Annotated in this window: 13 protein-coding genes; 5 read left to right on the top strand and 8 right to left on the bottom strand. The window is 37.8% G+C overall.

The genetic code is table 11. From position 1 onward, the window contains the following. Positions 1 to 122: 122 nt before the first annotated feature. From AC27E9_RS05835 to AC27E9_RS05825, 3 genes are read left to right on the top strand one after another with little or no spacing between them, the layout of a single operon-like run. Positions 123 to 1688 carry a CsiV family protein gene (locus AC27E9_RS05835; protein ID WP_487128133.1) on the top strand — a complete coding sequence of 522 codons (1566 nt, stop codon included), beginning with the start codon at positions 123 to 125 and terminating at the stop codon, positions 1686 to 1688. 38 nt (positions 1689 to 1726) lie between these two features. Next, on the top strand, positions 1727 to 2017 hold the full coding sequence (locus tag AC27E9_RS05830) for a DUF1244 domain-containing protein (RefSeq protein WP_487128131.1): 291 nt from the start codon (positions 1727 to 1729) through the stop codon (positions 2015 to 2017). A gap of 41 nt (positions 2018 to 2058) precedes the next feature. Continuing rightward, positions 2059 to 2826 carry a substrate-binding periplasmic protein gene (locus AC27E9_RS05825; RefSeq protein ID WP_487128308.1) on the top strand — a complete coding sequence of 256 codons (768 nt, stop codon included), beginning with the start codon at positions 2059 to 2061 and terminating at the stop codon, positions 2824 to 2826. Positions 2827 to 2864: 38 nt separating this feature from the next. On the opposite strand, the gene AC27E9_RS05820 is transcribed toward AC27E9_RS05825, so the two are convergent. After that, positions 2865 to 3152, bottom strand: coding sequence for a hypothetical protein (locus AC27E9_RS05820; RefSeq protein ID WP_487128130.1), 288 nt, complete (start codon positions 3150 to 3152; stop codon positions 2865 to 2867). A 235-nt stretch (positions 3153 to 3387) separates the two neighbouring features. Here AC27E9_RS05820 and blaDIM point away from each other — a divergent pair, with 235 nt between their 5' ends. Next, positions 3388 to 4176, top strand: coding sequence for a DIM/SIM/IMP family subclass B1 metallo-beta-lactamase (gene blaDIM / locus AC27E9_RS05815; protein WP_487128128.1), 789 nt, complete (start codon positions 3388 to 3390; stop codon positions 4174 to 4176). A gap of 142 nt (positions 4177 to 4318) precedes the next feature. Here the strand turns inward: blaDIM and AC27E9_RS05810 are convergent, their stop codons facing one another. From AC27E9_RS05810 to ubiU, 5 genes are all read right to left on the bottom strand, one after another. Further along, positions 4319 to 4744 (bottom strand): hypothetical protein, encoded by a 426-nt coding sequence (locus AC27E9_RS05810; protein ID WP_487128126.1) that lies wholly within the window; start codon positions 4742 to 4744, stop codon positions 4319 to 4321. Between the two features lie 397 nt (positions 4745 to 5141). After that, on the bottom strand, positions 5142 to 5831 hold the full coding sequence (gene rsuA / locus AC27E9_RS05805; RefSeq protein ID WP_487128124.1) for a 16S rRNA pseudouridine(516) synthase RsuA: 690 nt from the start codon (positions 5829 to 5831) through the stop codon (positions 5142 to 5144). A 111-nt stretch (positions 5832 to 5942) separates the two neighbouring features. Then, entirely contained in the window at positions 5943 to 7085 is a 1143-nt protein-coding gene (locus AC27E9_RS05800; protein WP_487128122.1) for a JmjC domain-containing protein, read from the bottom strand. Between the two features lie 93 nt (positions 7086 to 7178). Beyond that, complete coding sequence (locus AC27E9_RS05795; RefSeq protein ID WP_487128120.1) at positions 7179 to 8060, bottom strand: U32 family peptidase; 882 nt, start codon at positions 8058 to 8060, stop codon at positions 7179 to 7181. A gap of 54 nt (positions 8061 to 8114) precedes the next feature. After that, entirely contained in the window at positions 8115 to 9110 is a 996-nt protein-coding gene (gene ubiU / locus AC27E9_RS05790) for a ubiquinone anaerobic biosynthesis protein UbiU (RefSeq protein ID WP_487128118.1), read from the bottom strand. A 308-nt stretch (positions 9111 to 9418) separates the two neighbouring features. Here ubiU and ubiT point away from each other — a divergent pair, with 308 nt between their 5' ends. Further along, positions 9419 to 9973: a ubiquinone anaerobic biosynthesis accessory factor UbiT gene (gene ubiT, locus AC27E9_RS05785; RefSeq protein ID WP_487128116.1), complete on the top strand. Its 555-nt coding sequence runs from the start codon at positions 9419 to 9421 to the stop codon at positions 9971 to 9973. Positions 9974 to 10081: 108 nt separating this feature from the next. Here the strand turns inward: ubiT and AC27E9_RS05780 are convergent, their stop codons facing one another. Together AC27E9_RS05780 and AC27E9_RS05775 are read right to left on the bottom strand one after the other, a co-directional pair. After that, positions 10082 to 10438, bottom strand: a complete 357-nt coding sequence (locus AC27E9_RS05780; protein WP_487128114.1) for a hypothetical protein — start codon at positions 10436 to 10438, stop codon at positions 10082 to 10084. Positions 10439 to 10586: 148 nt separating this feature from the next. Then, on the bottom strand, positions 10587 to 12326 hold the full coding sequence (locus tag AC27E9_RS05775) for a nitrilase-related carbon-nitrogen hydrolase (protein WP_487128112.1): 1740 nt from the start codon (positions 12324 to 12326) through the stop codon (positions 10587 to 10589). Positions 12327 to 12417: the final 91 nt, after the last annotated feature.

The following is a 12417-nucleotide window of genomic DNA, read 5'->3' as shown; positions in this document are numbered from 1 at the left end:
GTAAAAAAATAAACGCTTAGGTAAATGATTGATAATTTAAGTATTGATCAACTTTTGCTATTATCCGAATGTAATATCGTCATTTTTATTGCCGATAACGGATATTAATAACTGGAAAGTGAATGAAATTAAAGCAGTTTATATTATGTGCCGCCGCAATAGTATTACCACTATCAGCAAATGCTGCGTCAAAGAAAAATAAAGACCGATGGTTTGAGATAGAAGTTATCTTATTTAGCCAATTAGGTGATAAAAGTGCATTAAAAGAAAGTTTTCCTGAGCACAGTGAACTACCAAAGTACCGTCGTAGCCTAGACTTGCTTGCTAACTACTTAAATCCCGATATTGCTAGCTTAAAACAGTTATTACCCAGTTGTGAATCGCCATATTACGCTGCAAACTTAGTCAGCCAAAATGCAAAACTTCCAGCTCTTTTCACTGAAAAATCATTAGCTGAAATAGCGCACATACCAGCATTAACAGCTCAATCAAGCACACCATTTGATGAATTAAATAACGCTGCGGATAGCTTTAGTGATGGCGCTGAGCTTTTGCCTGTAGAAACAATAAATTCATCATTAATAACGGAACTAGAAAATGTTGAGCAGCAAAATAATCGCGTACAGCCCTCACTTGCAACAGAGTTAAGCTCTGAACTTTCAGCTGAAGAACGCGCAGAAATAGCAGCATTAGTCATTGCTGCTGAAAATGAATTTAGTCATTTTAAATTTCCTTATACCGTTGAACAGGTAACAGATAAATCAGCTGAAAGCTGGTGCCGAATAGATAAGCAGCAACTTACTTCGCAACAATCAGATAATGATGATTTTGACTACTACGGCTTTACCGTCGATAAAATGCCATTAGCAATTAATGCCGCAGAAGATATTAACAATACGAAGACCCATTTACTCAGTAAAGAGTCATTAAAACTGGGGGATGTAATTACTGACTTACGATACAGTAAAAACTTTCGACCAATACTTCATATGGGTTGGCGGCAAGTTGCCCGGCCTAAAAAACAGTCAATTCCAGTAAAAGTATATGCCGGTGATAATTTTGCTGCTGACTACGAAAAACAATTAACCACTTTTCAGACACAACAAAATGCATTGATGTCACAGGCTGCTATCAATGAAACATTAGCCGCCGCTAGCGGGCAACAGCCAAAAACTGATTCACTCACAGAGAGAAAAGCAGCTTTACTTGCACAAGCCAAGCAAACAAGAATAGCTGACATTGTATCGCAAATATCAGCAATCACAGACGACACCGACACTTTACTAAACACTATTGAAAGTGATGATTTATCCCTACAACTTGATGATGAGACAAATGTTAATGTTGAGCAAAATATCGCTCCAATAGCACCAGTGCAAGACTGGTTTATTGATGGCTTATTTAACGTTCATTTAAAGCATTATTTATTTATTACTGCTGACTTTAATGTCCTTGATAAAAACTTGGCTGAACTTGCGACCGCAAGATTAAGCGACGCTTCACCAGCGATAAATAACACTAATTCACAAAACAGTCGTGATGCACTACCAACTCAAGCAAAAGTCATTCGCTTTAAGCAAAATCGTCGAGTGATTAGTGGTGAGGTTCACTATTTTGATCATCCTTATATGGGCATGATTGTACAAATAAGACCTTACAAGAAACCAAAAGCAGAAACCAATAATTAAACTTTTGTTGCCTAACCAGCAATAATGTAGAGGACACTATGGATAAAGAAGTTGAAATTCAAGCAGCAGTTTTTCGCCGCTTATTAGCACATTTAGATAACCGCAAAGACGTACAAAACATTGAGTTAATGAATTTAGCAGGCTTTTGTCGTAACTGTTTTTCTAAATGGACGGTTGCCGAAGCGGAAAAACTCGGGGTAGAGGTAGATATAGATGCGGCTCGTGAGCAGGTTTATGGCATGCCATATACTGAATGGAAGGAAAAACATCAACTTCCGGCAACCGAAGAGCAAATGGCTAAATTTAATGAATTAAACCCGAAAAAATAACCCTTTGTTTTTTTGATGAAGTACCAAGATATTAACGAGTGATGAAGCTAAGTACTGTAATAGTCATTTTATCTCTATTTATAGCTGATTTTTCCTATGCAAATCAGCAAACTCTTCGTACGTCCTATTATCGACAGAATGTCGCGCCACAATTGTTTTTTGATGAAAATGGCAGACCGACAAGTGGCATTCTTTACGATATAACTCATGCGATTGCCAATGAAATGGCTGTGAAACTAGAGCTTTTGCCTATTCCACGGAAACGAATTACACAATCATTAATCAGAAATATCATTGATATGCACTGTGTAGCCAACCCCAAGTGGTACAAACTTACAACGTTACGCTGGAGCCCTGTTCTTTATAAAAACCCTGACATTTTGATCAATCGAAAAGGCATAACTTCAATAGCTGAGCTTTCAAATTATAGTAATTTAAAAATAGGCACTACATTAGGCTATATCTACCCAGAACTAATTGCACATATTGAGAATAAAAATATCTTAGAAGTAACGAGTTTATCTCCTGATAAAAGCTTTGAAAAGTATAGAAAAAATAAAGTTTCTGGCTTTATTAGCGCATCTGTTGAGGCGTCTTACTTTACTAAAGATATAGAAGATTCGGTAATTATCTTAAACAACAACGATATACACTGTGTATTTGCGCCAAGCATGAAAGAGGCAACATTAAAACGAATAAATAATGCGATTGATATCTTGAAAACTTCGGGCGAGATTGCAAACATTTTAGCTAGATATAAACATGTCCCTAAGATTGCGCCGCGTTACGGCGAAGTAATCACCGAGTAATTAACTTAATTTCTTGTGCTGATAGCAATATAAACTCTTTAAACTCGAACAAAAATTGTAGATTCACTTGCTCGACGGTCACTGCGACCTCGAGATTCTAACCATCGACCTCTATTGATTTGATTTTGTCTACGATCATCCCCTGTACGGCGCTCTTCCCCCGTCAATACATACAAATTAATATCGCTTGACTCTTGCTCTGCGGCCAGCTTAGTTATTTGCTTTTGCTTACTTTTTTTCTGTTGTTGATGCTTATTGCTATCTTTAGCCGAAGGCTCAGCTTTCGCGGTATAACTCGGCGGCAGTAAATCAGTGAACACTTCCATTTTAATTCTCTTTCGGTTTACTAAAATCATTTATCAACTGTTCATTAAATCGGCAGTTAAAAATAAAAGTTTAATTTTTTTAACTGTTACCTCGCTACAACCAACGCACTATTAGTAAAATGCCACTTCAGAAAAGTGTAACCAATAATTTATGCTAACCTTATGTCTCTCGACAAAGCCTAACAGCCAATGATAGGCTGTTTATTCCTTCAAAAAACTCAATATAAACTGGTACATGGATAAAAAAAATTCGAAATTACTATTTGCAGCTATTATTACAATATTCAGCGTTTTTAATAGCTACGCACATACCGAAAGTTCAAACCAAACAAAGGATAAGCATCAACTTACCGTTTCAAAAATTGCCGAAAATGTATTCCAACACGTTTCGTATAAAGAGGTTAAAGGTTTTGGGTTAGTGCCAGCTTCTGGTCTTGTTGTCATTAACGATAAAGACGCTCACATTATTGATACGCCTTGGACAAACACCGATACAGAACAATTAGTCACGTGGATTAACAGCCAAGGTTTCACATTAAAAAGCAGTATATCTACCCATTTTCATGATGATCGCGCTGGTGGAATTTCTTACCTAAATAAATTATCCATTGATACTTATGCTAGTGAGTTCACCAATAAGCTATTAGCAAGTCGTAATAAAGCCGTGGCTAAACACAGCTTGTCACTGCCCCCCCCTAAAAAGAAGCAATTAATGGTTAACGATACTGTTGAAGTGTTTTACCCTGGAGCAGGACACTCCATGGATAATATTGTGGTGTGGTTACCAGAGCATAAAATACTATTTGGTGGCTGCTTTGTGAAAAGCTTATCAAGTACATCTCTAGGTTATACAGGTGACGCTGACATTAAACAATGGCCAATATCAATGCAAACCCTTATTGAACAATACCCACAGGTAAAGATTGTTGTGCCAGGTCATGGTAAAATCGGCGATAAGAAATTATTAACCAATACTAAAGCATTGGCGACTGAAGCGCATAATAAAATGAATCTTACGCAATAAATGAACACTTCAAGTGTTAACGTTATAACAACGAAGCTTGGCAGTAACGACTAATTAAACCAAATAAAAAGCACTAACTTCAAAAAGAAATTAGTGCTTTATTGATAATTAATTGCTAATAAAAACTAAGCTAGGAATTAAGTTAACAATCTCCTACGTCGGCCTGAGCAACTATGCTACGAGCATATTTTACAAACTCATGATTAGCAAAGTCTCGCACAGTTTTAATATTAAAGCTTTCAGCAAGTACTTTTGCATCTGCGGCAGTAACGCCTTTAAGCGCTGAAACCGAGGCGTCAGCAACTTCATTTAATGGTTTACTTTCATAAGCTTTATCGACTAAACCTTTGATACTAAAACAGGGGTCTACTGCGGCATTTGACTCATCCTTTACTAGAAACTCAAGTGGCAAAGGAAAGCCAGACCTTATCGTTCGCGCTAAAACTAATGCATCTTCTGATGAGGTCATAAAAAGTGAATCTCTTACACATCTTGCAAGATCTAGGTCACAATCAGCGGCACATGCTATTTGATCAGCAGTACCAGGCAGTCGTGAGCATCCTCTCATACAATTCAACCAATCCTTAAAACAACTAGCCATGTTGTATCTCCTTCATCCTTTATAATCGTTGCGAATATAGATAGAATAAAAGCCGTTTTTCACGATATTCACCTTATATTTTAGCCTAAATCTTGGCTTTCACCTCTTTTACCGATCGCTTTACGCAAGCAAACTCACGCTTTTCAACCCAGTATTTGCCCAGTACAGAAAGTTAATAGGTTATTAAGAATAAATGATGAAAAAACTTGCGGAAGATTACAAATAAAATACGTAAGCTAAGGTGCGAGTAAAAGCTTTAAAATAACTACGATTTAACTAAACTTACTACCTTTAAATAGGCAACAAATAATAGCTTTCATAAAGTAAAAACTGAAGAATATCGTGCTACTACGGATACCATGTTCTACAAAAATGCAGCTACTTCGCTTTCAGTCAAATAACGCCATTGTCCTAGTTCTAGATCTGCTAATTTAATTGGCCCTATTTGTTCACGATGCAAGCCAACCACTTTATTCCCCACAGCCGCAAACATACGTTTAACTTGGTGATACTTACCTTCGGTAATGGTCAGCAACACTTCATTATCAGCAATTTTTTCTAATTTTGCTGGTCGCGTTAAGTTATCTTCGCCTTGAAGTTGCACGCCATGAGTAAACTTTTCTGCAGTATCATCTTTTAGCGGATTACGTAGCCAAACTCGATACACTTTCTCGCACTGTTTTTTTGGAGAAATAATATTATGCGACCAACGGCCATCGTCGGTAATTAAGACTAAGCCTGTTGTGTCGGCATCTAAGCGTCCGGCAATATGCATATCAAATGCACGGTCAACATCAAGCAAGTGCAATAACGAGGGGTACATTTCGTCAACGTTTGAGCAAATAGTATCAACAGGTTTATGCAGAATAATATATCGGGAACTACGGGCTGTTAGCTCTTGCCCTTCAATGGTAATAGAATTGTTTTCATGTACCTGTGTTGCAGGGTCTTTTATTACTTCTTGATTAACTTGAACCTTGCCCATTTTCAGTACTTTTTTAGCTTCTGAACGGGTTAATTCGGTGCTTTTACAAATAAACTTATCAAGGCGCATAAAGACGTTATCACTATTGAGAGATTAAAAATGGCGACCGCTATTATCGCCATTTTTAAACGTTTAGCAAGGTTAATGCAGCTAAGTTCAGTAGTAACTCATTACGTTACTTTATGAGAAGTACCAGTAACCTGCCGCCAATTGTTCGGCAAGAAAAGTAATAAGTTCATCACTAGCCATCCATGGGGTTAATTGTGCTGGTGTGATCTCTACCTGATCACACATTAATTTGACAATATCAGCAATAGCTGGAGAAAAAGTTACTTTTTTACCATCAATATAGCAAACGCCGTTGATAACGGTTTCAGGGAAGTAAAAGGCTCTAGCGCCGCCTAAACGCATTAAGTTATGCTCTGCCATCGCTAGTTTAATATCGTGATGAGCACTCAACTCATCATCAGCTTGCAAGTCAAGTTCATGCTTTGCTTGGGTGTAAAAGGCGCCAATAAAGTCACGTAGCATTTCATCATCACTGGTGAGTGAGGTTAATTGCTGTTTAATTTTTGCAAAATCATCCGAGCTAATTGCGCCACAGTGCTGAGTTGACTGACGCTCAGGGTCGGTGATCAGTTGCCCACCTTGTTCATTATCAATTAAATGATCCGCAAAGCCACTTAATAAACTCACCGCCGAATGAGTACGAAACCCGACTGAAAAACTTAAGCTAGTTTCTAACGTAATACCGTCGTGTGGAAACCCTGGCGGAATATATAAAATATCGCCAGGCATTAGTTCAACATCAATAATGGCGTCAAATGGGTCAACATGTAAAAGAGCAGGATGAGCAGCATATTCACGGTGCTGACCTTTGTCACCAACACGCCAGTTGCGCTTACCTGAGCCTTGACAAATAAAAACATCATACCAATCAATATGAGGCCCCACTCCCCCACCTGGAGTTGCAAAACTCACCATTAAGTCATCTAAACGCCAATGAGGTAAAAAGCGAAATGGTTCAATCATTTTCGCCGCGTCTTCTGACCAATTGTCTAACGCTTGCACAACCAAAGACCAGTTTTTATCCCCTAAATGTTCATATGACTGAAATGGACCAAACTCAGCTTGCCATTGTTCACCATTTTTATAAACTAAGCGTGACTCTACTTCTTCTTCACAAGCTAAACCGGCTATTTCATCAGCGCTGATAGGATCTTGGAAATGCTTAAAACCTTGGCGAATCACCAGTGGCTTTTTCTGCCAATATTCGCGTAAAAAAAGCTCTGTATTAAATTCTTCAGCATTTAACTGATACATATAAATAACCTTTATTCTCTCTTGTAAATCAACAGCAATTAAAGCTTGCTAGCATTTATATAATGCAGCCAGCCTTTTTGCTGAACAACGATATTATGCGACTGACATACCAGCAATTTTGTGCCAATAGCCATTGCACTCTGCTACGCCATCCAGTGGATACTTTTTCGCGTCAACTAACTGGTTACCAAAGCGGTCAAGCATGTTAAAGGCATTGTCATCATCAGCACTAATACGAGCGATATCGACACCAATATTTGCCATTTCAGATACTTCGTTCACTAAGTTATACTGATAACCTGACATGGTTTGTATACCGTTTAGAATAAATACCCGTTCACCTTCCCGACTATTCATTTTTCGCCCTTGTGGGTACTTAATGCAGCAAAACTTACAGTCATCTTTTGGTCTATCTTCCGAGCGAGCGGTAAAGCAACGTGCAGAATATGCTAATGGCATATAGCCCCATGAAAATACTTCGCACTCAAATTGGTCACGAATATTTGCATCTTGTGCTTGTTGTAAGAGTGTTTTTAACCAGTCACCTGAAAGCTCTACTGGCATAACCCAGCGGCTCATGCCTTGTTTAAGTAATACTTTTAAGGTGGCAATGTTGTAGCAGTTAATTGCTGGGCCTGCGACAAATGGCAAGTTCAACTCGTGCATCATTTGCACGGCGCTTAAATCATTCGCTTCAATAAGTAACTCACCATTACCGCATAAACGACGCATAGTTTGAATTTCAGCGGGTGATTCAAGTAATGCCATCGTCGATAAAACAATTTGCTTATCACTATTTTTGGCAAGTTCTTTGGCTAGATTAATCCAATCTTTTGCACGTAACTCACGACGCTTGGAGCAAACTGTTTCACCTAAGTATATAATGTCAGCTTTACTGTTTAATGCCTGCTGGTAATATGCCTCAACATCATTTTTTGGCCAAAAAAACAGACTAGGACCAAGAGAAAATTTCATATTCATTTCCAATTATTCACCATCAGTACTAGCCAATAGTGATTATTTAACAATTTATTGCCATTTACGGTGATAAGCGCCAAGTGTTGTTTGGCTGCCTTCAGAGAGGTTGGCTAAGGTATTCATCCAAGCCTGCTCAACATTATATTGCTCAGGGTTCTCAGCGAAGCGGTCTAATGCCATTCGCCAGGTTTTAGCAACTTGCTCAACATACGCAGGACTGCGCTGACGACCTTCAATTTTTACTGAAGCAATACCCATTTTTACCAGTTCAGGGATAAGCTCTAAGGTATTTAAACTCGTCGGCTCTTCAAGTGCGTGGTAGACATTATTATCAACTTCAAAACGCCCTTTACATAAAGTTGGGTAACCGGCATTTTCATCACTTTGATAACGGTCAATAAGTACGTCATTTAAACGACTTTCTAAGCCTTTATCTGTTTCCTGCCAGCGAACATATTTAGCTGGTGAGCAAGCGCCAGCAGTATTGGGTGACTCACCTGTCATGTAGGAAGATAAATAACAGCGCCCTTCTGACATAATACATAAACTACCAAAAGCAAAAACTTCCAACTTAACCGGGCTTGTTTTTGCAAGTTGACGAACTTGCTGCACAGATAAAACACGTGGCAATACAACACGTTCAACATCAAAGTTATTTTTAAAGAATTTAATTGCTTCTAAGTTAGTTGTAGACGCTTGTACCGAAACATGGCGTTCAACATCAGGGTACTTAGTGGCGGCATAATCAAGCACACCTAAATCAGCAATAATTAAAGCATCTGTGCCAATGGCAACTGCGTTATCAACGGCTTTACGCCAGCGTTCTTCACCATCAGGGTGAGCAAATGTATTTATTGCAACATGCAATTTTTTCCCGTGTTGATGAACATAATCGGCACCTTTAGCCAATTTGCCGTCATTAAAATTTAGCCCAGCAAAATGACGCGCATTAGTATCATCTTTCATACCTATGTAAACGGCATCAGCGCCATTATCAATTGCTGTTTTTAAAGCAGGTAAATTACCTGCGGGACACAAGAGCTCCATATCACCCTAACCAGAAATTATTTTGCTAGGCAGTGTACCTAGCTTCATTCAAGGTTTATTTGATATAAAATAACTATTCCTTTATCAGCGTTTAAGATAATTTATCTCACTGAACGAGATATCCCTATCCTTTGTACTGCGTATTTAACAGGATTTACTGAACAAGGTTTACTAGGCAAGTGATTCAACTTTGATCTGCTTCATAAAAGCGCCTTGCTCTGCATGCTAATGTAATCACATTGTTGAAATGTATAAATTTAACGCTGTGACAATACCAACACAGCCACCTGATAAGTATGGGATTTACTTTGATTAATCAAATCGCCAAACAGGCTAACTTGCAAAAATTACCTTTTAGTGTTCGTCGCCGCGCCCTAACCTTAGTACCTCAGATACTCAAGCCTAGCTTACGAATAGTGCCTTTTTCACTGCAGAAATATTTATTAATACCAGCATTACATTCGGTTTTTAAAGAAGCGATTGAAGATGGTGATTTTGAGTTTTTAACAGGTAAATGGCTAAAAATATCAATAACCGATATTGACCTACATTGGTGGCTTAGCTTTGCAGACGGCAAGTTAATAATGGCTTCGCCACAACTAGCAGTTTCAGAAGATGTCAGTTTTAGTGCTAGTGGCGATGACTTATTGTTAATTGCAGGTCGTAAACAAGACCCAGACACACTATTCTTTCAACGAAGGTTACATATTGAAGGGGATACGGAACTCGGCTTAGAAGTGAAAAACCTTATTGACGCGATAGATGTAGATCAATTACCAAGCAGTGTTCATAAAGTTATTAATATCCTTGCGGATGTCGTTGAACAAACTCAACAAGAAATTAAACATGGCGTACCTGTTTAAGCAATATAGCTCTGATTTACACTTAAAGTTCAATAGGGTGTATTTCAAATAAAACACCCTTTAAAATTTTTATTCTAGAGTTAAGTTTATAACGTAAATCAATTAGCTTTATTGCAATAATAACTGCCTCGGTCTCATTAGTTGAATAAACGCTAAAGCAAATGACAGCATAAATACGATGAACGTACCTGCAGTTTCCCAGCCATAAGGCAATATATTGAAATAAAACAGTATATTTTCAACAAAACCAAAAGCAAAGCCACAACCAAACAAGGCTTTATTATTTAAATTACCGTTTGCATTAAAGGCCTTTGCAATCAAATACCCTGCAACTGGAAATGTAGACCAAATAATAAAGACCACAATAGAGAAGAACATCGCAAGTGGCGAAATATTAGAAACAATGAGTTTCTCGATTACCGCATAGGATTGAGCAAAGACATAACCTAGATATAAATACAGCATAAAATCATCTTAGTAACTAACACGCTAACAAGTTTACAGACTTGGCGAGCAATGATTTTGATCTAGTACAAAGCTTACTGATAAATGCAGAAATCAATATTGGTAAAGCATCTGAAACAAGTGTTAATTTTTCTATCTAACTAGTTTTTTACTGCGAATCAACTCGATTTTCCAACACAGGGTGAATTAGTGCTTTAGTAATTTTGCCGTATTGTTGCTTCACTATTGGCTTATCAAGGTAACCATCGAATTTCTTAGAATGTAATAAGCTCGATAATTTCCGCGTTTTTGGAAAGCTAGCAATAAAACCGGTCGACTTTTCTGTTTTGTCATTACTATCACCTGTTAACGCCCCCCTGCTAAAGCTTTTTTCCCGTGTTGCTGCAACAACACAAAACTTATGTTCAACAGCTTGAGCGAGCAAACTACTTTCAACTTCATTCGATGATTGGATATCAAATGGTACTAAGAGTAAGTGAATGTTTTTAGAGCCTACAACATCGACAAGCTCAGGCATATTTGCATCATCTGCAGTCAACATTGACAGTTTTACTGTTCCTTGCTCTAACGGCAATTCAACAATATTTATTTCATCACCCAATTTTGTCCATCGATACCTTTGACAAGCATGCAACTGTGGTTGGCGAGCAAGTATTCCATGTTGGTTGATCAAAACCGCCTGATGTACGCCATCAAGAATTAGGCTTGTACAAACATATTGAAATGGTCGAAGCATTGCGCTTATTTGCACAACTAGCTGCTCACATAATCCTTCAATTCCTAATCTTTGTTGTGCTTCTAGGGTAAGTGACTTATCACTAACAAAAAATAGTTCAGGTAATTGAATAATGTCACTCAAGTTATTTTCGATATAATGGCAAACATCCTCAATGGCAAATTCATCAGCTTTATAAGTGGCAAATATCGCAACATTAACGGTTTCAGGGATTTTTTTAGCTAGAGGTAAATCGGCTTGCCCTTCCAACTTTTGATAAAGCTCAGGACGCATTTGGCTAATTATACAAGTATTATCAGGACGTAATTTGTTGCTTAGTCCCGCTATTGATAAATCGATGTCAGCAAAGATGAAGCCTTCTTTATTGTGAGGCATTTTTGCCAATACCGTACCATCACAGGCAATAATTTGGCTTTGGCAAACGTTTGCTAAATACTCACGCAAACGTGAACTATCTAGTAATTCATCATCATTACCTGCTGCCACTTCAAATGAACTTACTTTATTTGCTATGGCAATAAATAAATTATTTTCATACGAGCGCGCCGCGCCATATAACTCACTATTGTCACGTAAAAATGTACTGGTTGACTGACACAATAATTGCGCGCCTGCGTTAGCTAATTGCCTAGAATCATTGAAACGAGCAGCATTATTGCTATTCAGCAAAGCTAACTGTCCAAAAGGCGCAGTTATAACTTGAGCAACTTCATTACTATCAGAGACAAAAATGCTTTTATCTTCTACAATTAGACGCTTATTATTTTGTTGAATAAGCTTGCCTGTAGATGAAATCAAACATGACACAACACTAATATTAGAGTTAATATCACTTTGTTGAGGGCTTTGCTGCTCATCCTCCTTAACGGTTACATTCAATGCAATAAAACATTCATGCTTTTTTGCTCGCTCAGCAATACTTTTAATAAATAAGCCATGTTCAGATATTGCTTCATCCCAAACTTGATTATGACTTTCATATTGTAACCTCTCTCCAATTGGGGGAGTGCTATAACAATACGTATTACAAAATTCAGGTAGCACAATTAAATCAGGTTTGCATTCAGCAGCGCTGTCTATCATACGAAGACAAATTGCTAAGTTTTCATGAATATTAGATGAAGTGGCAAATTGGGAAACGGCTACGCGCATGTCTTACATATTCCAATGATAGATGTTAATTTTATAGGTTAAGAAGCTTAATGCTACATTGATTGAGTTTTGGATAAAAAATCAGATTAAA

The organism is Colwellia meonggei (assembly GCF_057537295.1).
The sequence above is the reverse complement of the archived record's forward strand: the minus strand, read 5'-3'. Positions and strand labels throughout refer to the sequence as shown.

Excerpts from the sequence above, each read along its gene's own strand:
- AC27E9_RS05835 (WP_487128133.1), top strand. The coding sequence starts at position 123 with ATGAAATTAAAGCAGTTTATATTATGTGCCGCCGCAATAGTATTACCA.
- AC27E9_RS05830 (WP_487128131.1), top strand. The coding sequence starts at position 1,727 with ATGGATAAAGAAGTTGAAATTCAAGCAGCAGTTTTTCGCCGCTTATTA.
- AC27E9_RS05825 (WP_487128308.1), top strand. The coding sequence starts at position 2,059 with ATGAAGCTAAGTACTGTAATAGTCATTTTATCTCTATTTATAGCTGAT.
- AC27E9_RS05820 (WP_487128130.1), bottom strand. The coding sequence starts at position 3,152 with ATGGAAGTGTTCACTGATTTACTGCCGCCGAGTTATACCGCGAAAGCT.
- blaDIM (WP_487128128.1), top strand. The coding sequence starts at position 3,388 with ATGGATAAAAAAAATTCGAAATTACTATTTGCAGCTATTATTACAATA.
- AC27E9_RS05810 (WP_487128126.1), bottom strand. The coding sequence starts at position 4,744 with ATGAGAGGATGCTCACGACTGCCTGGTACTGCTGATCAAATAGCATGT.
- rsuA (WP_487128124.1), bottom strand. The coding sequence starts at position 5,831 with ATGCGCCTTGATAAGTTTATTTGTAAAAGCACCGAATTAACCCGTTCA.
- AC27E9_RS05800 (WP_487128122.1), bottom strand. The coding sequence starts at position 7,085 with ATGTATCAGTTAAATGCTGAAGAATTTAATACAGAGCTTTTTTTACGC.
- AC27E9_RS05795 (WP_487128120.1), bottom strand. The coding sequence starts at position 8,060 with ATGAAATTTTCTCTTGGTCCTAGTCTGTTTTTTTGGCCAAAAAATGAT.
- ubiU (WP_487128118.1), bottom strand. The coding sequence starts at position 9,110 with ATGGAGCTCTTGTGTCCCGCAGGTAATTTACCTGCTTTAAAAACAGCA.
- AC27E9_RS05780 (WP_487128114.1), bottom strand. The coding sequence starts at position 10,438 with ATGCTGTATTTATATCTAGGTTATGTCTTTGCTCAATCCTATGCGGTA.
- AC27E9_RS05775 (WP_487128112.1), bottom strand. The coding sequence starts at position 12,326 with ATGCGCGTAGCCGTTTCCCAATTTGCCACTTCATCTAATATTCATGAA.